The 20,556-nt window shown below is 62.8% G+C and carries 21 protein-coding genes; 13 read left to right on the forward strand and 8 right to left on the reverse strand.

The window, feature by feature from the left end:
• Positions 1-5 precede the first annotated feature (5 nt).
• From AYK65_RS00545 to AYK65_RS00560, 4 genes are all read right to left on the reverse strand, one after another.
• Entirely contained in the window at positions 6-1,634 is a 1,629-nt protein-coding gene (locus AYK65_RS00545; protein ID WP_046118134.1) for an ABC transporter ATP-binding protein, read from the reverse strand.
• Between the two features lie 8 nt (positions 1,635-1,642).
• Entirely contained in the window at positions 1,643-2,776 is a 1,134-nt protein-coding gene (locus AYK65_RS00550) for an ABC transporter permease (protein ID WP_026616699.1), read from the reverse strand.
• On the reverse strand, positions 2,776-3,855 hold the full coding sequence (locus tag AYK65_RS00555) for a microcin C ABC transporter permease YejB (RefSeq protein ID WP_046118098.1): 1,080 nt from the start codon (positions 3,853-3,855) through the stop codon (positions 2,776-2,778). Before AYK65_RS00555 ends, AYK65_RS00550 begins: the two co-directional genes overlap by 1 nt.
• 177 nt (positions 3,856-4,032) lie before the next feature.
• Positions 4,033-5,883, reverse strand: coding sequence for an extracellular solute-binding protein (locus tag AYK65_RS00560; protein WP_081157767.1), 1,851 nt, complete (start codon positions 5,881-5,883; stop codon positions 4,033-4,035).
• A 202-nt stretch (positions 5,884-6,085) separates the two neighbouring features.
• Here AYK65_RS00560 and mepA point away from each other — a divergent pair, with 202 nt between their 5' ends.
• The 6 genes from mepA (at position 6,086) to AYK65_RS00590 (ending at position 12,219) form a co-directional block, all read left to right on the forward strand.
• On the forward strand, positions 6,086-7,147 hold the full coding sequence (mepA, locus tag AYK65_RS00565) for a penicillin-insensitive murein endopeptidase (protein WP_081157768.1): 1,062 nt from the start codon (positions 6,086-6,088) through the stop codon (positions 7,145-7,147).
• 128 nt (positions 7,148-7,275) lie between these two features.
• Positions 7,276-7,656 carry a methylglyoxal synthase gene (locus AYK65_RS00570; RefSeq protein WP_026616703.1) on the forward strand — a complete coding sequence of 127 codons (381 nt, stop codon included), beginning with the start codon at positions 7,276-7,278 and terminating at the stop codon, positions 7,654-7,656.
• A gap of 137 nt (positions 7,657-7,793) precedes the next feature.
• Positions 7,794-8,813, forward strand: a complete 1,020-nt coding sequence (locus AYK65_RS00575; RefSeq protein WP_026616704.1) for a glucokinase — start codon at positions 7,794-7,796, stop codon at positions 8,811-8,813.
• A gap of 103 nt (positions 8,814-8,916) precedes the next feature.
• Entirely contained in the window at positions 8,917-10,719 is a 1,803-nt protein-coding gene (locus tag AYK65_RS00580) for an ABC transporter ATP-binding protein (RefSeq protein WP_046118099.1), read from the forward strand.
• 17 nt (positions 10,720-10,736) lie between these two features.
• Positions 10,737-11,555 carry a 4-hydroxy-tetrahydrodipicolinate reductase gene (dapB, locus tag AYK65_RS00585; RefSeq protein WP_046118100.1) on the forward strand — a complete coding sequence of 273 codons (819 nt, stop codon included), beginning with the start codon at positions 10,737-10,739 and terminating at the stop codon, positions 11,553-11,555.
• A 28-nt stretch (positions 11,556-11,583) separates the two neighbouring features.
• Positions 11,584-12,219 carry a 2,3-bisphosphoglycerate-dependent phosphoglycerate mutase gene (locus AYK65_RS00590; protein WP_026616707.1) on the forward strand — a complete coding sequence of 212 codons (636 nt, stop codon included), beginning with the start codon at positions 11,584-11,586 and terminating at the stop codon, positions 12,217-12,219.
• 193 nt (positions 12,220-12,412) lie between these two features.
• Here the strand turns inward: AYK65_RS00590 and AYK65_RS00595 are convergent, their stop codons facing one another.
• Positions 12,413-13,285, reverse strand: a complete 873-nt coding sequence (locus tag AYK65_RS00595) for a methylated-DNA--[protein]-cysteine S-methyltransferase (RefSeq protein ID WP_046118136.1) — start codon at positions 13,283-13,285, stop codon at positions 12,413-12,415.
• A gap of 77 nt (positions 13,286-13,362) precedes the next feature.
• The gene (locus AYK65_RS00600; protein WP_026616709.1) at positions 13,363-13,860 is read right to left on the reverse strand and encodes a DUF2244 domain-containing protein; all 498 of its coding nucleotides are present in this window, start codon (positions 13,858-13,860) and stop codon (positions 13,363-13,365) included.
• A gap of 22 nt (positions 13,861-13,882) precedes the next feature.
• On the opposite strand from AYK65_RS00600, the gene nth reads away from it, so the two are divergent.
• Positions 13,883-14,659 carry an endonuclease III gene (nth, locus tag AYK65_RS00605; protein ID WP_026616710.1) on the forward strand — a complete coding sequence of 259 codons (777 nt, stop codon included), beginning with the start codon at positions 13,883-13,885 and terminating at the stop codon, positions 14,657-14,659.
• A gap of 119 nt (positions 14,660-14,778) precedes the next feature.
• Here nth and AYK65_RS00610 read toward each other — a convergent pair whose 3' ends face one another.
• Positions 14,779-15,372 carry a TetR/AcrR family transcriptional regulator gene (locus AYK65_RS00610; protein WP_026616711.1) on the reverse strand — a complete coding sequence of 198 codons (594 nt, stop codon included), beginning with the start codon at positions 15,370-15,372 and terminating at the stop codon, positions 14,779-14,781.
• A 67-nt stretch (positions 15,373-15,439) separates the two neighbouring features.
• Between AYK65_RS00610 and AYK65_RS00615 the strand changes: the two genes are divergently transcribed.
• From AYK65_RS00615 to AYK65_RS00625, 3 genes are all read left to right on the forward strand, one after another.
• Positions 15,440-15,865 (forward strand): VOC family protein, encoded by a 426-nt coding sequence (locus tag AYK65_RS00615; RefSeq protein WP_081157769.1) that lies wholly within the window; start codon positions 15,440-15,442, stop codon positions 15,863-15,865.
• 165 nt (positions 15,866-16,030) lie between these two features.
• Positions 16,031-17,023 carry an adenosine kinase gene (locus AYK65_RS00620; protein WP_026616713.1) on the forward strand — a complete coding sequence of 331 codons (993 nt, stop codon included), beginning with the start codon at positions 16,031-16,033 and terminating at the stop codon, positions 17,021-17,023.
• A 49-nt stretch (positions 17,024-17,072) separates the two neighbouring features.
• A complete protein-coding gene (locus tag AYK65_RS00625) occupies positions 17,073-17,594 on the forward strand; it encodes a P-loop nucleotide/nucleoside kinase family protein (protein ID WP_046118104.1) in 522 nt (173 codons plus the stop codon).
• 66 nt (positions 17,595-17,660) lie between these two features.
• On the opposite strand, the gene AYK65_RS00630 is transcribed toward AYK65_RS00625, so the two are convergent.
• Positions 17,661-18,200, reverse strand: coding sequence for an SH3 domain-containing protein (locus AYK65_RS00630; RefSeq protein WP_046118105.1), 540 nt, complete (start codon positions 18,198-18,200; stop codon positions 17,661-17,663).
• Between the two features lie 247 nt (positions 18,201-18,447).
• Between AYK65_RS00630 and AYK65_RS00635 the strand changes: the two genes are divergently transcribed.
• The 3 genes from AYK65_RS00635 (at position 18,448) to AYK65_RS00645 (ending at position 20,514) form a co-directional block, all read left to right on the forward strand.
• On the forward strand, positions 18,448-19,452 hold the full coding sequence (locus AYK65_RS00635) for a 2-hydroxyacid dehydrogenase (protein ID WP_026616716.1): 1,005 nt from the start codon (positions 18,448-18,450) through the stop codon (positions 19,450-19,452).
• 253 nt (positions 19,453-19,705) lie between these two features.
• Positions 19,706-20,041, forward strand: coding sequence for an ArsR/SmtB family transcription factor (locus AYK65_RS00640; RefSeq protein ID WP_081157770.1), 336 nt, complete (start codon positions 19,706-19,708; stop codon positions 20,039-20,041).
• Positions 20,038-20,514 carry an SRPBCC family protein gene (locus AYK65_RS00645; protein WP_081157771.1) on the forward strand — a complete coding sequence of 159 codons (477 nt, stop codon included), beginning with the start codon at positions 20,038-20,040 and terminating at the stop codon, positions 20,512-20,514. The genes AYK65_RS00640 and AYK65_RS00645 overlap by 4 nt, the downstream gene beginning before the upstream one ends.
• Positions 20,515-20,556 lie beyond the last annotated feature (42 nt).

The following is a 20,556-nucleotide window of genomic DNA, read 5'->3' on the forward strand; positions in this document are numbered from 1 at the left end:
ATACTCTACTGACGAACGGCGGCGAGGTTGACGGCTTCGAGGTTGAAGGCGGCGGCCATCAGCGCTTTGGTATAATCTTCCGTAGGCGCGTTGAAGATGCGCTCGGCCGGACCCTGCTCGACCACTTTCCCCGTCCGCATGACGATCACCTCGTTGGCGAGCGCCCGCACGACCTTCAAGTCGTGGCTGATGAAGAGATAGGCGAGATTGTGCTTGCGCTGCAGGTCACGCAGAAGGTCGACCACCTGCGCTTGCACGCTCATGTCGAGCGCCGAGGTCGGCTCGTCGAGCATGACGAATTGCGGCTTCAACACCATCGCCCGGGCGATCGCGATGCGCTGGCGCTGACCGCCGGAGAATTCGTGCGGGTAGCGCCAGCGGGTGGCGGGATCGAGCCCGACCTCTTGAAGAGCGGCGGCGACGCGGGCGTCGCGCTCTTCATCCGAGAGCGCCTTTTCGTGAATCTTCAGCCCCTCGCCGACGATATCGGCGACGGACATGCGCGGACTGAGCGACCCGTAAGGATCCTGGAAGACGATCTGCATCCGGTTGCGGAGCGGCCGCATCTCACGGAAGCTGTAGGCGTCGATATCCTTGCCGACGAAAGCGATTCGGCCCTGCGATGAGATGAGCCGCGTCAGCGCCAGACCGAGCGTCGTCTTGCCGGAGCCCGATTCGCCAACGACCCCAAGAGTCTGGCCGGAGCGAAGCGTCAGATCGACGCCATCGACCGCCTTCACATGGTCGACGACGCGGCGCAGGAGGCCGGCCTTGATCGGAAACCAGACCTTCATGTCCTTCGCTTCGATGACGATCGGTTTCGAAACGTCGGAAGCCGGCGGCTCGCCCTTGGGTTCAGCGGCGAGCAGATGACGGGTATAGGCGTGCTGGGGATTGGCGAAGATCTCGGCGGTCGGGCCGGCCTCGACGATCTTGCCCTTGGTCATGACGCACACGCGGTCGGCGATCTTGCGGACGATGCCGAGGTCATGCGTGATGAACAGCATGGACATGCCGTGCTGGTCCTTGAGCGATTTCAGGAGCTCGAGAATCTGCGCCTGCACGGTCACATCAAGCGCCGTCGTCGGCTCGTCGGCGATCAAGAGCTCCGGACGGTTGGCGAGCGCCATGGCGATCATGACGCGCTGGCGCTGGCCGCCGGAAAGCTGGTGCGGATAGGCGCCGAGGCGTTTTTCCGCTTCGCGAATGCCGACCTGGTTCAGGAGTTCCAGCGTTTTCGTGCGGGCGGCGGCACCCTTGACGTCCTGATGGAGCTCCAGGATTTCGCCGATCTGCTGCTCGATTGTGTGCAGCGGATTGAGCGACGTCATCGGCTCCTGGAAGATCATCGTAATGTCGTTGCCGCGCACGTGCCTGAGTTCCGCATCGCTCGCTTTCAGGAGGTCCTTCCCGTTGAAGACGATTTCCCCGCTGGGGTGGCTTGCGGCCGGATAGGGCAGCAGCTTCAAGATCGAGTTGGCCGAGACCGATTTGCCGGAGCCGGACTCGCCTACGAGCGCGACTGTTTCGCCGCGGCGGATGTCGAAGGAAATATGGTCGACGGCGATGGAGGTTTCGCCGCCCTGGTGGAAGGCGACGGAGAGATCGCGCACGGAGAGAAGGGTGTCTGTCATCGTCGCGCTCACCGGAACGTCTTTCTCGGGTCGAAGGCATCGCGCGTTGCTTCGCCGACGAAGATCAGGAGCGACAGCATGATCGACATGGCGAAGAAGGCGGTGAGCCCCAACCATGGCGCCTGCAAGTTCGATTTGCCCTGGGCGATCATCTCGCCGAGCGAGGGCGATCCCGGCGGCATGCCGAAGCCGAGGAAGTCGAGCGAGGTAAGCGTGGTGATCGAGCCCGAAAGGATGAAGGGCAGGAAGGTGAGCGTCGCGACCATCGCATTCGGCAAGAGGTGCCGGTACATGATCGTGCCGTTGCCGACGCCGAGCGCGCGTGCAGCGTTGACGTATTCGAAGTTTCGGGCGCGCAGGAATTCGGCACGGACCACGCCGACGAAACCGACCCAGGAGAAGAGCAGCATGATGCCGAGCAGGATGAAGAAGCCAGGCGGCAGGATGGCGGCGATGATGAGCAGGATGTAGAGCACCGGCATCGACGACCAGATCTCGATGAAGCGCTGGAGGAGGAGGTCAGTCCAGCCGCCGAAATAGCCCTGCACGGCGCCAGCCGAAACCCCGATCACGGCGGAGGCGATCGTCAGAGCGAGGCCGAAGAGAACGGAGATGCGGAAGCCGTAGATCATCCGCGCCATAACGTCGCGCGCCTGGTCGTCGGTGCCGAGCCAGTTGAGGTTGCCGAGTATGCAGTTCGGATCGGCCGCTCCTTGCGGGTAGGCGGAGCAGCGTTCTTCCTCGCTCATCAGCCAGAAGGGCGGCGTTGGCGCCGAATGCGGGATGTTGGAATTGACCGTCTGGTAGGAATAGCGGATCGGCGGCCAGATCGCCCAGCCGTTCGCCTCGATCTCGTCGCGGATGAAGTCGGAGCGGTAGTCGGTTTCGGCGAGAAACCCGCCGAACTTCTCTTCCGGATAGTCGATCAGCACCGGAAACAGGATCTCGCCTTTGTAGGAGGCGAGGATCGGCTTGTCGTTGGCGATGAATTCCGCAAACAGGCTGAGGCCGAAGAGCAGGAGGAAGATCCAGAACGACCAGTAGCCGCGGCGGTTCGCCTTGAAATTCTGCCAGCGGCGGCGCCCGATCGGCGTCAACCAGCCTTTTTCCGGTGTCTTGGCATAGGTCGCGACGGTGCTCATCAGACGTCCCTCCGCTCGAAATCGATGCGGGGATCGACCCAGGTGTAGATGAGGTCCGAGATGAGGCTGACGACGAGGCCCATCAGCGAGTAGATGTAGAGCGTCGCGAAGACGATCGGATAGTCGCGCTTGACGACCGCGTCATAGCCGAGGCGGCCGAGCCCATCGAGGGAGAAGATATATTCGATGAGCAGCGAGCCGGTGAAGAAGGCGGAGATGAAAGCACCCGGGAAGCCGGCGATGATGATCAACATGGCGTTGCGGAAAACGTGGCCGTAGAGCACTTGCCGCTCGCCGAGCCCCTTGGCCCGCGCCGTGGTGACATATTGCTTCTTGATCTCGTCGATGAAGGAGTTCTTGGTGAGCAGCGTCGTCGTCGCGAAGGCCGAGAGCAGGAGCGTGATCAGCGGCAGCGTCATATGCCAGAAATAGTCGAGAATCTTCTGGTACCAGGGAAGCTCGTGGAAATTATCGGAGACGAGGCCGCGCAAGGGGAACCAGTCGAAGAAGGACCCACCGGCAAAAAGCACGATCAGGAGAATGCCGAAGAGGAAGCTCGGCACCGCGTAGCCGACGATGATGACGCCGGAGGTCCACACGTCGAAGGTCGAGCCATCCGACACCGCCTTCTTGATGCCGAGCGGGATTGAGATCGCGTAGGAAAAGATGAGAATCCAGATTCCGAGCGAGATGGACACCGGCATCTTCTCGATGATGAGGTCGATGACGGACGTGTTGCGGAAGAAGCTCTCGCCGAAATCGAAGCGGGCATAGTTCCACATCATCGTGACGAAGCGCTCGAGTGGCGGCTTGTCGAAGCCGAATTGCTTCTCGAGCTTGGCGATGAATTCCGGATCGAGCCCTTGCGCGCCGCGATACTGGCCGCCCTCGCCGCCCCCCTGCACGAGATCGCCTCCGGCGCCGGACAGCCTGTCGGACCCGGCGGCATTGGTAAGATCGGCAATCACCTGTTCAACCGGGCCGCCCGGCGCGAACTGCACGACGGCAAAGGAGATGGCCATGATCCCGATGATCGTCGGGATCATCAGGAGCAGCCGGCGCAGGATATAGGCACCCATCAGGCGAACCTCTGGATCGACGTGTTGCCGGCGAACCGGACCCGCGAAGCCTCGGCATGCCCTTTATTGTGTTTCAATCCCTGCATCTCCCGTCGGCTGCGGCCTCGGCGGAGCCTTTCGTGTTTCGTGATTCGTTTCCCGCATTTGGAATCGAGACGCCGCCCGAGCGCAAGGGCTTCATTTGGCCCCCGCCTTCGTCGACCACCAGATTGTCGGAAATCCGGTGGAGTACTGTGGCAATGTCTCTGGCCGGGTAACGGTGTTCCAATAGGCGATACGACCATGTCGGGCGGTGTAACTCGGAACGACGAACTGATAGGCAAGGAGCACGCGATCGAGAGCCTTCGTTGCTGCAACGAGGTCGTCGCGATCTTTGGCGAAGATGACTTTGTTGATCAAGGCATCGATTCCCGGGTCACTGATACCGGAATAGTTCTGTGAGCCCTCGCGCTTGGCGGCCTCCGAGCCCCAGTACTCGGCCTGCTCGTTGCCCGGGCTGATCGATTGCCCCCATCCAAGATAGAGGACATCGAAGTCCCGCGAACGCCATCGATTAGTGTATTGCGAAGAATCGACCGTTCGCACGGCGGCGTTGATTCCAATCTTCTTCAGGTTCTGCGCGAAGGGCAACGCGACGCGCTCGATCGTCGGTCCATCGAGAAGTATTTCGAAAGCGAACGGTTCGCCCGTCTTGACGTTGATCATGCGGTTGTCGCGGAGTTCGTAGCCGGCTTCCTTGAACAGGGCTATCGCCTTGCGCAGGTTGTCGCGCAGCTTCTTCGGCTCCCCGTTAACGGGATTCTTGTATTCCGTTGTGAAAACTTCAGGCGGTATCTTGTCTTTTACTTCGTTTAGGATCTCCAGTTCACGGCCTTGGGGAAGGCCGCGCGAGGCAAGCTCGGAACCGTAGAAGAAGCTGTCGATCCGCGTATACTCGTTGAAGAAGATCGTGCGCTGCAGTTCCTCGAAGTCGAAGGCATAGTTGATTGCCCGCCGTACACGGATGTCCTGAAATTTCGGCCGGCGCAGATTGAAGATGAAGCCCACGAGGACGCCGCTGTCGCGATAATCGTTCTCGAGTTTCTCGCGCTTGATGCGCCCATCCTTGACGGCCGGGAAATCGTAGGCGGTCGCCCAGCGACGGGCCGAGTTCTCCGACCAGAAGTCGGCATTGCCCGACCGAAATGCCTCGAATGCAACGTCGAGGTCGGCGAAGTAGGTGTAGGTGATGGCACTGAAGTTGTGGCTGCCGACATTCACGTTGAGGTCTTTGCCCCAATAGTCGTCTCGCAACTCGTAGCGCAATGTCGAACCGGGCGAGACTTGCGTCAGCTTATATGGCCCCGACCCCATGGGAATTTCCAACGTCGTCTTGCTGATGTCGCGCTCTTTGCCGTCGGCCGTCTTGCCTTCCCACCAATGCTTCGGCACGACCACGAGTTCGCCGACGATCCGCGGCAGTTCACGGTTGTTCTTCTCGTCGAACGTGAAAGTGACCTCGCGGTCGCCCGTCTTTTCCGCCCTTACGACGTGCTGATAATAGAACTGCCGCTGCGGGTCGTGTTCCTTCGCCTTGTCGAAACTGAAGACGACATCTTCCGGTGTCACCGGTTTCCCGTCGGCCCATTTTGCCTCAGGCCGCAGCCGGAACTTGGCGAAGGATATGTCGTCGGGAAAGGCGACCGCTTCAGCCAGGAGGCCGTAATCCGTACCGAGCTCATCGAATGCGCGCGTGAGTAGCGTCTCGAATACGAGTGTGATGCCAGAGGCGGCCTCGCCTTTGGCAAGGAGGGGGTTCAATGTGTCGAAGGTGCCCAGCGCCGTGAGTCGAAGCTCTCCGCCCTTGGGTGCGTGGCGATTGACGTAGTCGAAATGGGGGAAACCGTCGTCATATTTCGGCTCCCCGAACATCGAGACGCCACTGCGCCATTGCACGTCCTGGCTTGCAGCGAACGAGGGAAGGAAGAGGCTCAATGCCAGAAGCGCACACGCCAGTTTGCCCACTTTCCTTGCGCTATCATGCTGCATCCCGGCCGCTTCTCCTTGTGTTTTCGATTATTCTTGAAAACCAGAATAGGCCAAATCAGGGCAATTGACAGGGCTTGCCCAAAATCAGGCGAAATTTTTGAGTCACATCCGGGTGAGTCGCAAGGCTGATGCAACTGCGGCGAATCAGGGTAGGAGAGGTCGGCGGCTGTTTTGCCGCTCGTCACTGCTTGAGGGGAATGGAATGGGATTTTTCGGGCGTGCTGCGCTTCGACGTTGCGGTTCAGCGCTCTTGGCGTTGGTCATGGGCGCGAGCCTCCTTTCAGCGGATGCGACAGCGGCAGACGGCCCGCCGGCCAAGGAACTCTTCGGCGCCAAGGCCTTGCCGATGCAGGCCGCACCCGCCTCGTTCGGGTTCTATTCCAAGGGCTGCCTCGCCGGCGGCGTTGCCATCCCGACCGATGGTCCGACCTGGCAGGCGATGCGCCTGTCGCGCAATCGCCGCTGGGGGCATCCGGCGATGATCGCGCTGATCGAGCGCTTCTCTCATGACGCGGTGGAAAAGATCGGCTGGCCCGGGCTTCTGCTCGGCGACATCTCGCAGCCGCGCGGCGGTCCGATGCTCTCCGGCCATGCCTCGCACCAGATCGGCCTCGACGCCGACATCTGGCTGACGCCGATGCCGCAAAGGACGCTTAGCTACCAGGAGCGCGAGACGATTTCCGCCACGTCGATGCTGGACAAAAACAAGTTCCTGACGATCGACCGCTCCATCTGGACGCCGTCTCACGCCAGGCTGATCATGCTGGCGGCGAGTTACCCGGAAGTCGAGCGGGTCTTCGTCAATCCCGCCATCAAGAAGAAGCTCTGCGATACCTGGAAAGGCGATCGCGCGGCGCTCGGCAAGGTCCGGCCGATCTACGGTCACGACTACCACTTCCACATCCGCATCAAGTGCCCGCCGGGCTCCAAGGGCTGCAAGGATCAGGCTTCGGTCCCCACGGGCGATGGCTGCGACAAATCGCTCGCCTGGTGGTTTACGGACGAGCCCTGGGCAAAGCCGAAGAAGCCGCAAAAGCCGGTAAAGCCGAAATTCGCCACTCTCGCCGATCTGCCGAAGGCCTGCGCCCTGGTGCTGAACGGTCCGGCCCCGGCTACCGAACAGGAGGCGACCTTCGGCACCGCCTATCGCGCTCCGGCCGCGATCCCGGCCGCGGCGACCAGCATCGAGGCGGTGATCGGCGCGGCAGCGGAGGAGCCGCTCGCAAACGTACCAGTTCCCTCTCCCAGGCCCGGCCTGCAATAGCGGCAGCTAAGCCGAGCCTTCCCAATCTCACGACGCTCATGTATAGGGCGATCAAATCGATTTAATGTCGATGCGGGGAGCGTCTCGCTGGCTTCGCGCATCATGAAATCCTTGTCGGGGGCTCTCGCATGGCAGATCGGAAATGTCTCGCCCTGATCGCCCATGATCAGAAGAAGGATGACCTTGCCGCCTTCGTCAAGGCGAACGAGGCGGTGTTCGCCACCTGCAAGATCGTCGCGACGGGAACGACCGGCGGGCGCGTCCTCGACGTCTGCCCCGGGCTCGACATCACGCGGCTGAAGAGCGGTCCGCTCGGCGGCGACCAGCAGATCGGCGCGCTGATCGCGACGGGCGACGTGGACTGCCTTATCTTCTTCGTCGATCCGCTGACGCCGATGCCGCACGATGTCGACGTCAAGGCGCTGATGCGGCTCGCGATCGTCTACGACATCCCCATGGCGCTCAATCGCGCGACCGCCGAAGAGTTGATCGCCTTCAGGCGCAACTGATACTAAGCATGTCGCCCAAAAGTGTGCAGCGGTTTTGGGTCAACAACATGCACAGACAAGGACCTAAAGCGCGTTGCAAGAAATGCGAGGCGCTTTAAACCCTGAATATCCCACGGCGCGATCAGGACGGATTTGCCATGCTCAATGCGAGTGACCCCAGCTTCCCCTTTCCGATATTGATCGGCGATATTGGCGGCACGAATGCCCGCTTCGCGTTGCTTGTCGATGTTGATGCCCTGCCGCAGCAGCTTCCGCCGATCAAGACCGGGGATTTCGCGACCATCGAAGAAGCGATGCAGAAATGCATCCTAGACAAGACCCCAGTCAGGCCGCGCTCGGCGATCCTCGCGGTGGCCGGGCCGATCAAGAGCGACGAGATCCCGCTCACCAATGCAGGCTGGGTCATCCGGCCGAAGGACATGCTGGCGAGCCTCCGGCTCGAGGACGTGCTGATCATCAATGACTTCGAGGCCCAGGCGCTCGCGATCGCCACGCCGGCCGAGGGGGACGTCGTGCAGATCGGCGGCGGCAGCGTCCGCGCGATGAGTTCCCGCGTCGTCCTCGGCCCCGGGACAGGTCTCGGCGTCGCGGGGCTCGTTTTCGCGCAAAACACCTGGATTCCGGTGCCCGGCGAGGGCGGCCATGTCGATATCGGGCCGCGCACCGAGCGCGACTTCCGCATATGGCCTTTCCTCGAGCCGATCGAGGGGCGCATGGCAGGCGAGCAGATCCTGTGCGGCCGCGGCATCATGAATCTCTATCGCGCGGTCTGCGCCGCCAATGGCGAGGAGCCTGCTCTCGCGGATCAGGCCGAAGTGACGACGAGCGCGCTTACGGGCAGCGATGCGGCGGCGGTGGAGACCGTATCGCTCTTCTCGACCTATCTTGGGCGCGTTGCCGGCGATATGGCTTTGATCTTCATGGCGCGTGGCGGTGTGTTCCTGTCCGGCGGCATTTCTCAGAAGATCCTGCCGGCGCTGATGAAGCCGGAATTCCGCGTCGCCTTCGAGGACAAGGCGCCGCATTCGGCGCTGATGCGGACGATTCCGACCTTCGCCGTCATTCATCCGATGGCGGCGCTCTCCGGCCTTGCCGCCTTCGCACGTGCGCCGAGCGACTTCGGTGTTGCATTGGAGGGACGACGCTGGAGAAGCTAAAGCGCCGCTCACGGCAAAGACTCGCCAAAGCGGCTTCAAACCACTATAGAGCCCGGCAGACGACGCCGGCATCCGGCACACGGGCTCAGGGAAGACGGGCTTATTGAACGCCAAGGATAGAAACCAGCGCGCAGTCGATTCCGAAACAATCACCGGAATCCTGCGGCGCGTTATCGCCGAAAACGGCCGCGACCACATCCGGGGCTATGCCTTCGCCATCGCATGCCTTGTCGTGGTGGCGGCAACGACGGGCTTCACCGCCTGGATCATGGAAACCGTGATCAACGAGGCCTTCGCCAACCGGCGCGCGGACATCGTGTTGGTGATCTGCGTAGCGATCTTCGCCGCCTTCGTTCTCCGGGGCCTTGCGACCTACGGGCAGGCCGTCGCGCTTTCGAAGATCGGCAACAACATCGTCGCGCGTTATCAGCGACGCCTTTATGCGCACCTGATGGCGCTCAGCGTCGGCTATTTCCACGAGCAACGCTCCGCCCAGCTCGCCGCCAAGATCAGCCAGAACGTCGGCGGTATCCGCGACGTGCTCAACATGACGGTGACGTCGATTGCCCGCGACTTCCTGACGCTGGTCGCCCTGGTCGGCGTCATGTTCAGCAAGGACTGGCTCCTGTCGCTGATCGTCTTCTTCGTGGCTCCCCCACTGCTCCTCGGCCTGCGCTACATCTCCAAGCGTCTGCGCCTGGCGACGCGCGAGGCGATCGAGGTCAACAGCCGCGTCCTGGGTGCGATGCAGGAGACCATCCAGGGCATCACCATCGTCAAGGCCTTTACGATGGAAGAGGAGCTGCGCCGCAAGGTCGAGGCAATCATCGAGCGCGCAGAAAACCGCGCCAACCGCATCGCTCGCCTCAGCGAGCGCACGGCGCCGATGACCGAGACCTTCGCTGGCTTCGCGATCTCGAGCGTGCTCGCCTACGCGGCTTTCCGCACGATCTATAGCAATATCCCGCCGGGCGCCTTCTTCGCCTTCGTCACCGCGCTCCTCATGGCCTACGACCCGGCCCGGCGCCTAGCGCGCCTGCAGGTGTCGCTCGAGCGCGCCGTCGTCAATGCCCGGATGATCTACGAGATCCTCGACACGGTGCCGCATCAGCGTGACCGGCCCGACGCGACCGAAATCAAGCTCGGCGAGGCGACGGTCGAGCTGCGCGACGTGCGCTTCGCCTACGGAAACGGCGAGGAAATCCTCAAAGGGGTCAGTTTCCGGGCGGAAGGCGGCAAGACGACGGCGCTCGTTGGTCCGTCCGGCGCCGGCAAGTCGACGATCATCAGCCTCATCCCGCGCTTCTATGATCCGCACGCGGGCGAGATCCTCATCGACGGGCAGAATATCGCCGGCGTCACCAAGCAGTCGCTGCGCAACGGCCTCGCCTATGTCTCGCAGCAGCCCTATCTTTTCGAGGGTTCGATCCGGGACAACATCCGTTATGGCCGGCCCGAGGCGACGGATGCAGAAGTCGAGGAAGCGGCTCGGCTCGCCTACGCGCATGATTTCATTCTGGCGCAGCCGGAGGGATACGACACTCCCGTCGGCGAACATGGCATCACGCTTTCGGGCGGCCAGCGCCAGCGCCTGTCGATCGCTCGTGCGCTCGTGCGTGATGCGCCCATTCTGCTTCTGGACGAGGCCACTTCGGCGCTCGACACCGAGTCGGAGGCGGCCGTGCAGAAGGCGCTCGAACAGGCGATGAGCGGCCGCACAGTTATCGTCATCGCCCATAGGCTCTCGACCGTCGTCAACGCGGACAAGATCGTCGTCATGAAGGACGGCACCGTCGTCGAGGAGGGCACGCATGAGGAGCTTGCGCGGCGTCCGGACGGTCTTTACGCTCGCCTGCACAATCTTCAGGGCAGCGCCGACACGCCCGCCGAGGTCCAAATCCTGTAGAACGAAGGAATTCGACGATGAGCGAAACGGACATGAAGCTCGTGGTGGTCGGCGCGGCCGGCCGTATGGGCCAGACGCTGATCCGGATCGTTCATGAGATGGACGGCGTGCGTCTCCACGCCGCAATCGGGCGGCCCGGCTCGCCCGTCATCGGCCGCGACGCAGGCGAGATCGCGGGGCTTGGGCCGATCGGCGTTCCCGTCACCGATAAGCCACTCGAAGCCTTTCTCGATGCCGAAGGCGTGCTCGATTTCACGTCGCCGGCGACCTCCGTCGAATTTGCCGCGCTCGCGGCGCAGGCGCGCATCGTCCATGTCATCGGCACGACCGGCTGCTCGGCGGACGACGATGCGAAGATTCTCGCCGCCGCCCGCCATGCCCGCATCATCAGGTCCGGCAATATGAGCCTCGGCGTCAACTTGCTCGGGGTCCTCACGGAAAAGGCGGCGCGCGCGCTTCCGGCCGCAGGATGGGACATCGAGATCCTCGAAATGCACCACAAGCACAAGGTCGATGCGCCATCGGGCACGGCGCTGCTTCTCGGCGAGGCGGCGGCGAAGGGACGCGGCATCTCCCTCGCGCAACATTCCGTGCGCGTGCGCGACGGCCATACCGGCGCGCGGTCTCGAGGGACGATTGGCTTTGCCACGCTGCGCGGCGGTTCGGTCGTCGGCGAGCACTCCGTCATCCTCGCCGGCGAGGGTGAGATGGTGACGCTCTCGCACAGCGCCACGGATCGCTCGATCTTCGCGCGCGGCGCGATCGCCGCCGCCCTCTGGGGCCGCGGCCGGAAGCCGGGCTTCTATACCATGCTCGACGTTCTCGGGCTCAACTGAACATCTACATATTCAAGAGGAAAACGAAATGAGCGGCACCCTCGTCCTTGTCCGGCACGGCCAGAGCGACTGGAACCTGAAGAACCTCTTCACCGGCTGGCGCGATCCTGACCTCACCGAGCTCGGCATCGAGGAGGCAATGGCCGGCGGCAAGGCACTCGCTGAATACGGCATCAAATTCGACATCGCCTTCACCTCCGCTCTCGTCCGCGCACAGCGCACTTGCCAGCTCGTGCTCGATGCGGTCGGCCAATCGTCGTTGGAAACGATCCGCGATCAGGCGCTGAACGAGCGCGACTACGGCGATCTTTCCGGCCTCAACAAGGACGATGCGCGTGCGAAGTGGGGCGAGGAGCAGGTGCACATCTGGCGCCGCTCCTACGACGTGCCGCCGCCCGGCGGCGAAAGCCTGCGCGACACCGGCGCCCGCGTCTGGCCCTATTATCTCACCGACATATTGCCACGCGTGCTCGCAGGCGAGAAAGTGCTGGTCGCCGCCCATGGCAACTCGCTGCGCTCGCTCGTCATGGTGCTTGATCGCTTGACCAAGGAACAGATCCTCAAGCTCAACCTCGCCACCGGCGTGCCAATGGTCTACAAGCTGAAGGCGGATTCGACCGTCGCCTCCAAGGAAGTGCTCGGCGATATGTCCGGCGCGCATTGAACTTGGCGCGTTGACGTTGCAGGTGCGGGCGATTTGCCCCTCTCCTCGGGCTTAACCCGAGGACTAACTCTCTCCCCGCGCGCGGGGAGAGAGGGGACTGAGGCGGCGCCGCGAGTCGCCTTTGTCCCACCTGCGGGGAGAGGGTGCCCGGCAGGCCGGATGAGGGGCAATCGGCGGCAATCCGTTTAAGCCCTCACGCCTTCCCCGCCTCCCAGCCGAGAATTGCGCGTTTGCGCGTCAGCCCCCAGTGGTAGCCTGTGAGGTCGCCGGTCTTGCCGAGCGCACGATGGCACGGCACGACGAAGGAGATCGGGTTGCGCCCGACCGCAGCACCAACGGCGCGTGAGGCCGTCGGCTGGCCGATATCTTCGGCGATTTTCGAATAGGTCGTCGCCTTGCCAAGCGGGACCTTCAGGAGCGTCTGCCATACCCGAACCTGGAAATCCGAACCGATCAGGAAGATTCTGAGCGGCTCCTCGGCCGACCAGCGATCCGGATTGAAAATGCGCGCCGCGTAGCGTGCCGTGGCGGCGCTGTCCTCGACATAGCTCGCGTTCGGCCAGCGGGCGGCCATGTCGTCGAAGCTCGCACGCTCCTCGCCGGTATCGGCGAAGGCGAGCCCGGCGAGGCCCCGGTCGGTGATCATCACCAGCGCCGTGCCGAAAGGCGAGGGATGGAAGCCGTAGCGGATGGTGAGGCCCGCGCCGCGCGCCTTCCACTCGCCGGGCGACATCGCCTCGTGCGTGACGAAAAGGTCGTGCAGCCGCCCCGGACCGGACAGGCCGACCTCGATGCTGGTCTCGAGCAGGGGCATGTCCTCCTGGCGCAGGAGTCGCTTCGCGTGGTCGAGTGTGATCGCCTGCAGGAAAGCCTTGGGCGAAAGTCCCGCCCAACGGGTAAAGACCTTCTGAAGCTGCGTCGGCGATTGGCCGAGGCGCCGCGCGATCGTCTCGAGCGACGGCTGGTCGCGGTAATCCTCGGTCAGCATTGCGATCACCCGCCGGACCGTGTCGTAGTCGCTGCCCTCGGGGGTGATGTCGGTGGGAATGGATGTAACGACGTTCATGATCATCTCCTCATGCTGCAGATAATCATGCGGGCGAGCCTATAACCACCCGATTCTTGTCGGGCTTCGCGTTGCGCTTATCGCGATCGTGCGGTCGCCAGGGCGCGGGCGAAGGCGACGGCGAAGGTCTCGCGGTCGTCGCGGTTGAGAAAGGAGCCGATATCGGTCTGCCGCCCGCCGCCGCTGATCTTCATCGAGACGATGCCGATTTCCTGATGGCGCTTTATGCTGAACCGCGTCCAGAAGGGATTAAAGCGGTGCTCGGTCATCCTTCCCGACGGCGCGAACTTCTTCACCGACACATCGGTGCGCGAAACGCTGACCTCCTCGCGGGCGCGCGCCGAGTGGTAGTTGAGCCAGAAGGCGCCGAGGAGCAGCACGAAATCGAGACCGAAGAAGAAGACAATCGGCCATGCGCCGATCACCAGGAAGACGAATATGTGCATGAGGCTCATGGCGCCGGCAATCAGAAAGAAAACCTTGAAGCCCCTTGAACCCAGGGAGCGGTAGGGCGTCAGTTCGGCCGCAAAGATCGGCTTTTCGTTGATGCTTGTCTCGACATTGCCTTCGGTCATGACCCATGACTATAGATGCGCCATGAAAAACGTGAAACTCAAATCGCCGCCGCAACCGTCAAAACCGAAGAAGGCGACGACAGGACGCAATGGCGCGCGGCGGCGCAGCGCCTATAGCGCCGCTGAAGTCGAGGAGATCTTTCGCCGCTTCTCCATCCAGCGGCCGGAACCGAAGGGCGAGCTCGAGCACGTCAATCCGTTCACGCTGCTGGTAGCCGTCGCGCTTTCGGCGCAGGCGACGGACGCCGGCGTCAACAAGGCGACGCGGCCGCTCTTTGCCGTGGCCGATACGCCGGAGAAGATGCTGGCGCTCGGGGAGGAAAAGCTGCGCGACTACATCAAGACGATCGGCCTCTACCGCAACAAGGCAAAAAACGTCATCGCCCTCTCCGAGAAACTCATTACCGATTTCGGCGGCGAGGTGCCGCGCACGCACCAGGAGCTCATGACTCTGCCGGGCGTCGGGCGGAAGACCGCGAACGTCGTGCTCTCGATGGCTTTCGGTCAGTCGACGATCGCCGTCGACACGCATATCTTCCGCATCGCGAACCGCATCCGGCTCGCTCCCGGCAAGACGCCGGACGAGGTGGAGGCGCATCTCCTGCGCGTCATTCCGAAGAAATATCTCTATCACGCGCACCATTGGCTGATCCTGCACGGCCGCTATGTCTGCAAGGCGCGCCGGCCGGAATGCGAACGCTGCGTGATTGCCGACCTGTGCAAATCGCCGGAGAAGACCTGCGACATCCCGGCGCCGCTCGTCGAACTGCCGCCACAGGTGGTCCCCGTCGCCGGCTGACGGTCGTGCCTGCCGTCCTCGTGCATGTCGCCCGAAAGTGTGCAGCGGTTTCGGACAACGACACGCCCAAAAACGAGGGCATAAAGCGCGTCGCGTGAATTCGATGAACGCGAGGTGCTTCATGCAGCGATCAGGCGATCGATCAGCCTGTCGATGGCGTAGGCGTAGTCGGCACGCGCGGCGCCGGCATCGATCTCGAGCGCGGCCCGGTCGAAAGCGGCCGATAGCAGGAACGCCATTGCCTTGACCGCCTTTTCCTCCAGGCGGTGCGGAGCCATGACGGCGGCCAGCCCTTCCTCGAGCGTTCTGCCGCCATGCGCAGCGTCGATCATCGCCATTTCGGTAACGCCGAGGACGGCCGGGCCGTCGAGCAGCAGCAGGCGCACCCTGCCGGGCGCCGCCATCGCGTCGAAATAGGCGGCGGCCCCGGCGAGTAGCGCCTCGCGAGGCGCAAAGCCTTCAGCGGCGGAGTTCTCGATGGTCGCCGCGACTTCGCGCGCCTCCCGTTCTATGACCGCGCGAAACAGCGCCTTCTTGTCCTCGAAGTGGTGATAGAGCGCGCCACGCGTAAGCCCGGCCGCGGCAACGATCTCCGGTGTCGCCGTGTCGGCATAGCCCTTCTCGACGAAGAGTGCGCGGGCGGCATCAAGGATCGCGGCTCGGGTCGCGTCGGAGCGCTCCTGATTCGAGCGTCTCGGTCTTCTCTGTTGCATACATACAGCCTGTATGTTATCGATGAATACATGCAGATTGTATGTTGCTGATCGACGGAGGGGAAGGATGAAATCGACGAGCTATTATCCGGTCATCATGACGGACGACGTTCGGGCCACGGCGGATTTTTACGTGAAGCATCTGCGCTTCGAGCCGCTTTTCATGAGCGACTGGTATATGCATCTTCAATCGGCTGAGGACGAGCATGTGACGCTCGCCGTCCTCGACTATCGGCATGAGACCGTGCCGGAACAGCACCGGGCGCCCGTCCGCGGCGTGCTGCTGAATTTCGAGGTGGAGGATCCCGACCGGCTTTATGATGAGATGCGAAGTGCGGGGCTGCCTATCCTCAAGCCGATCTGCGACGAGGACTTCGGTCAACGCCATTTCATCACAGCCGATCCCAACGGCGTCATGATCGACATCATCAAGCCGATTCCGCCGAGTGCCGAGTTTGCCGCGGCCTATGACGCCGAGGCGCTGCCGGCATGATCACCGGCATCTTTGCCCGCTGCACGCATCGTTGAAACGCAGCATTCTAAGTGCAGCAGCGCCCTTTGGACGTCTGAAAAGACGCGCCGCGCTGTAGTGTCTTCCAAATGGCCGGAAAACCGCTATTAACGAACACCGGTCATTTTGAAAACCCGGACGGAGTTCATGGCAAAATTCGACGTGCTGGCGATCGGCAATGCGATCGTTGATATCATTGCGCGCTGCGACGACGGTTTCCTTGAGGAAAACGGCATCATCAAGGGCGCGATGAACCTCATCAATGCCGATCGCGCGGAACTCCTCTATTCGCGAATGGGGCCTGCAGTCGAGGCGTCCGGCGGCAGCGCCGGCAATACGGCGGCCGGCGTGGCCAGCCTCGGCGGACGGGCGGCCTATTTCGGCAAGGTCGCCAGCGACCAGCTGGGCGAGATCTTCACCCACGATATCCGCGCCCAGGGCGTGCACTTCCAGACGAAGCCGCTCGACGGCCATCCGCCGACGGCACGCTCGATGATCTTCGTCACCGAGGACGGCGAGCGCTCGATGAACACCTATCTCGGCGCCTGTGTCGAGCTCGGCCCGGAAGACGTCGAGGCCGACGTCGTCGCCGGCTCCAAGGTCACCTATTTCGAAGGTTATCTGTGGGATCCGCCGCGCGCCAAGGACGCGATCCGCGAGGCGGCACGCATTGCCCATGCGCACGGCCGCGAAACGGCGATGACGCTTTCCGACAGTTTCTGCGTTCACCGCTACCGCGGCGAGTTTCTCGAGCTCATGCGCTCGGGCACGGTCGACATCGTCTTCGCCAACCGCCAGGAAGCCCTCGCTCTCTATGAGACGGAGGACTTCGATCACGCGCTCGACATGCTGGCGAAGGACTGCAAGCTCGCCGCCGTTACGCTGAGCGAAGAAGGCTCCGTCGTCGTGCGCGGCGCCGAGCGCGTCCGCGTCCGTGCGAACTCGCTTGAGCAGGTGGTCGATACCACCGGCGCCGGCGATCTCTATGCCTCCGGCTTCCTGTTCGGCTATACGACCGGCCGCTCGCTCGAGGATTGCAGCCGGCTCGGCAATCTTGCCGCCGGCATCGTGATCGGTCAGATCGGTCCGCGCCCGCTGGTCTCGCTCGCGAGCGCCGCCCGCGAGGCCGCTCTCGTCTGATGCATGGCATCCGAAAGCGCGGTTTTGACGGAATCGAAAGCGTCTGTTCATGCTCATTATCTTGGGCGGCTTGCCGGGAAGCGGGAAAACGACAATTGCTCGCGCTTTAGCCAAGCGGCTACGCGCAGTGCATGTGCGCGTCGATACGATCGAGCAAAGCATTCGGGCTTCCGGTGTCCTGGACTCGGACGTCGGCCCAGCAGGATATGTAGCAGCTTATGGGGTGGCTGAAGACAACCTCACTCTCGGCAATACAGTCATTGCGGATTCGGTAAATTGCCTGCAAGTAACCAGAGACGCTTGGCTGGCGGTGGCAGAGCGATCGGCAATGCCAGCCGTCGAGGTGGAGGTCATCTGCTCGGACAAGGCGGAACATCGCCGGCGGGTAGAAACCCGGGTGACCGATGTACAGCGGCTGTTAAAACCGACGTGGGAAGAGGTCACCGATCGAGTCTACGAAGATTGGGGGTCGCGTCCCATCGTCATCGACACCGCGACGGCGAACGTGGACGAGCTTGTTACCGATCTGGTTTCGAACCTTGAGCTTGGCCGGAAATCAATCAAGCCATGACTTCTGGCACGCTCTACTTTTTTGCGGACGCTTTGCTAGCGAGCTAACGGCCCGTCCCGACGCCGCCTACTTGAAGGCCTCGCCGGGATAGGCGCCCCAGATCTCGGCCTGGGCGATCCAGCCCTCGACCCCTTGCGTCTCGGCATGGCACCACTCGCCATTGCACTCGCCGATATGCAGCATGACGCCGGGCTCCATCCGCGCGACGATCGGCGCCGTGCTCTGCGGATCGCGCCTTAAATTGACGAAGACCTCCTCGCCCTTGCCGCGCATCCAGGGAGCCGCAAGCGCAGTGCGGTCACCGGAGAGAAGCGCCTGGTTGACCCAGCCCTCGGTACCGTCCGCGTCGCGGATCCGACGCCAGTTGTCGTATTCCTGGATGATCTCGACCGGAACGCCCGGTTTGAGATAGCGGAACGCGACCGCATAATCGAGGCTCGGGCCGATTCTGAGATTGACGCTCTTGGCCTTCAGGCTGACGAAGCGGGGAAGGGGCAGGCCGCTCGGCCCCTTGGCCGCCTGGGCATGGGCGGTGGTGGTCAGCATGGCCGTCGCGAGGAGTGCGGCTGATATGAGTGCAGAGGCTTTGGAAATGATGTGACGCATGACGAGGCCCATTTTCCGAACGTAAGCGAGACTTTGCGCAAGCCCGAGCGGGATGAGAAAAAAGTGTCTGCGGTTTCCGCCCGCACCCCGCTCCAACCTCTTGACCAGCCGCGCGGCGCCGCAAATCCTTGAACCCGGACAGCGACTTTCAATTGTCTTCCCCACCGGGTCTGGTAGAAATTGCGGCTACAGGGAGAAACTATCGCCCAACTTGGTTAAGGACCCGTCAACGAGGCCGCCCACGGGAATGACAAGCAAGAAAAAGCCAACCGTCTACATCACCCGGAAACTGCCGGACGTCGTCGAAACCAGGATGCGGGAGCTCTTCGATGCGGAGCTCAACATCGACGACACGCCGCGCAGCCAGCCGGAGCTCGTTGCGGCGGTCAAGCGGGCGGACGTGCTCGTGCCGACGGTGACGGATCGAATCGACGCCGCGCTGATCGAGCAGGCGGGACCGCAACTGAAACTGATCGCCGCCTTCTCGAACGGCGTCGACAACATCGATGTCGATGCGGCAGCGAGGAAAGGCATCACCGTCACCAACACGCCGAACGTGCTGACGGAAGACACGGCCGACATGACTATGGCGCTGATCCTCGCGGTGCCACGCCGGCTCGCCGAAGGTGCGCAGGTGCTGACCGACCGCAAGGGTGAATGGGCGGGCTGGTCGCCCACCTGGATGCTCGGCCGGCGCATAGCCGGTAAGCGGATCGGCATCGTCGGCATGGGGCGGATCGGCACCGCGGTCGCCCGCCGCGCCAAGGCCTTCGGCCTCTCGATCCATTATCACAACCGCCATCGCGTCAAGCCGGAGACCGAGGAGATGCTGGAGGCGACCTACTGGGACAGCCTCGACCAGATGCTCGCCCGCGTCGACATCGTCTCGGTCAATTGCCCGTCCACGCCGGCCACTTACCATCTGATTTCGGCCCGGCGGCTGGCGCTTATGCGCCCGGACAGTTACATCGTCAACACCGCGCGCGGCGACATCATAGACGAGACGGCGCTGATCAAATGCCTGAGGGAAGGCAAGATCGCCGGTGCCGGCCTCGACGTCTTCGAGAATGAGCCCGCCGTCAACCCCCGGCTGATCAAGCTCGCAGGCGAAGGCAGGGTGGTGCTTTTGCCGCATATGAGTTCGGCAACGCTCGAAGGTCGCATCGATATGGGCGAGAAGGTGGTGATCAACATCCGCACCTTCTTCGATGGCCACCGCCCGCCGGACAGGGTTTTGCCGGGGCGGACTTGAAGCCAAGTCCTGCGAAAACTCTTCCGCGCCGCAGACGCGGTGCCGCCGAACTCATGTGGCAAGCACAGAGCTGAGGGCGCGAAAGCATTCGCCAACCCAATGACCCCACTGTCGTGCACTGTGGCGTCTGAAAGGACGCGCGGGGCTGTAGTAGCTCGATCACGCTGAAAAGGTTTCCGCTTGCGGAAACTGTTCTTGATCTGCAACGGCAATCCTGATAGTTTCTCACTGCGGAAACTATAGAGGACGATTCATGCAGCTCCAGCCACTCGATCGAATGTTCCTGGCTCTGGCGGACCCGAACCGTCGCGGCATGGTGGAGCAGTTGAGCGACGGCCCCGCCACTGTGAAGCAACTCGCCGCGCCAACGGGGATGAGGCTGCCGTCGGCGGTCAAGCACCTCAAGGTGCTCGAGGAGAGTGGCATCGTCATCTCTAACAAGGTGGGCCGCACGCGCACCTACACCATCCAGGCCAACGCGCTGAGAACCATCGGCGACTGGGCCCGGAAGCGGGAAGCGGCGTGGAATGCGGCCTTCGATCGGCTTGCCGCGGCGATGCAGATTCTTGAAGAGGAACCCGAGCAGTGAAAACGTCAGAGATTGAGCACACCACCTTCGTGATCGAGCGCGAATTGCCGGGAAGCCCTCGACACGCTTTCCGTTTTTGGGCCGAGCCCAAGCTCAAGGAGCGCTGGACCGGCTGCCACCCGGATTGGACGGTGCTCCACGAGCAGTTCGATTTCCGGGCCGGCGGATCGGAGGCCAAGCGCTGGCGAACATCCGAAGGCGACGAGCAGACATTCAATGCCTTCTACCTCGACATCGCGCCAGAGCAGCGGATCATCTACGCCTATGAGATGAGCTTCAGGGGCCAGAGGGTATCCGCATCGCTCGTTACGATCGAGCTCACGCCGAGCGGCGCACAAACGCACATGAAGTTCACCGAGCAGGCCGTGTTTCTCGGGGGCGGTGGGACGCGCCAGCAACGCGTCATGGGGACCGAGGAGGGCTTTGACAGGCTGATCAGGGCGATCGTCGAGGAGACGTCCGATGCGAAATGAGCTTGAGGGTTTCCCCGAAGAGGCCAGCGCTCGAGCTCCCGG

The sequence above is a fragment of the Ensifer aridi genome, from assembly GCF_002078505.1.
Taxonomy (GTDB): Bacteria; Pseudomonadota; Alphaproteobacteria; order Rhizobiales; family Rhizobiaceae; genus Sinorhizobium; species Sinorhizobium aridi.

What these genes read in the sequence shown, in the direction of transcription:
- dapB (WP_046118100.1), top strand. Translation starts at nt 10,737, where the DNA reads ATGAGCGAAACGGACATGAAGCTCGTGGTGGTCGGCGCGGCCGGCCGT.
- mepA (WP_081157768.1), top strand. Translation starts at nt 6,086, where the DNA reads ATGGGATTTTTCGGGCGTGCTGCGCTTCGACGTTGCGGTTCAGCGCTC.
- AYK65_RS00590 (WP_026616707.1), top strand. Translation starts at nt 11,584, where the DNA reads ATGAGCGGCACCCTCGTCCTTGTCCGGCACGGCCAGAGCGACTGGAAC.
- AYK65_RS00555 (WP_046118098.1), bottom strand. Translation starts at nt 3,855, where the DNA reads ATGGGTGCCTATATCCTGCGCCGGCTGCTCCTGATGATCCCGACGATC.
- AYK65_RS00600 (WP_026616709.1), bottom strand. Translation starts at nt 13,860, where the DNA reads ATGACCGAAGGCAATGTCGAGACAAGCATCAACGAAAAGCCGATCTTT.
- AYK65_RS00545 (WP_046118134.1), bottom strand. Translation starts at nt 1,634, where the DNA reads ATGACAGACACCCTTCTCTCCGTGCGCGATCTCTCCGTCGCCTTCCAC.
- AYK65_RS00610 (WP_026616711.1), bottom strand. Translation starts at nt 15,372, where the DNA reads ATGCAACAGAGAAGACCGAGACGCTCGAATCAGGAGCGCTCCGACGCG.
- AYK65_RS00615 (WP_081157769.1), top strand. Translation starts at nt 15,440, where the DNA reads ATGAAATCGACGAGCTATTATCCGGTCATCATGACGGACGACGTTCGG.
- AYK65_RS00635 (WP_026616716.1), top strand. Translation starts at nt 18,448, where the DNA reads ATGACAAGCAAGAAAAAGCCAACCGTCTACATCACCCGGAAACTGCCG.
- AYK65_RS00550 (WP_026616699.1), bottom strand. Translation starts at nt 2,776, where the DNA reads ATGAGCACCGTCGCGACCTATGCCAAGACACCGGAAAAAGGCTGGTTG.
- AYK65_RS00560 (WP_081157767.1), bottom strand. Translation starts at nt 5,883, where the DNA reads ATGCAGCATGATAGCGCAAGGAAAGTGGGCAAACTGGCGTGTGCGCTT.
- nth (WP_026616710.1), top strand. Translation starts at nt 13,883, where the DNA reads ATGAAAAACGTGAAACTCAAATCGCCGCCGCAACCGTCAAAACCGAAG.
- AYK65_RS00640 (WP_081157770.1), top strand. Translation starts at nt 19,706, where the DNA reads ATGCAGCTCCAGCCACTCGATCGAATGTTCCTGGCTCTGGCGGACCCG.
- AYK65_RS00630 (WP_046118105.1), bottom strand. Translation starts at nt 18,200, where the DNA reads ATGCGTCACATCATTTCCAAAGCCTCTGCACTCATATCAGCCGCACTC.
- AYK65_RS00570 (WP_026616703.1), top strand. Translation starts at nt 7,276, where the DNA reads ATGGCAGATCGGAAATGTCTCGCCCTGATCGCCCATGATCAGAAGAAG.
- AYK65_RS00620 (WP_026616713.1), top strand. Translation starts at nt 16,031, where the DNA reads ATGGCAAAATTCGACGTGCTGGCGATCGGCAATGCGATCGTTGATATC.
- AYK65_RS00595 (WP_046118136.1), bottom strand. Translation starts at nt 13,285, where the DNA reads ATGAACGTCGTTACATCCATTCCCACCGACATCACCCCCGAGGGCAGC.
- AYK65_RS00625 (WP_046118104.1), top strand. Translation starts at nt 17,073, where the DNA reads ATGCTCATTATCTTGGGCGGCTTGCCGGGAAGCGGGAAAACGACAATT.
- AYK65_RS00575 (WP_026616704.1), top strand. Translation starts at nt 7,794, where the DNA reads ATGCTCAATGCGAGTGACCCCAGCTTCCCCTTTCCGATATTGATCGGC.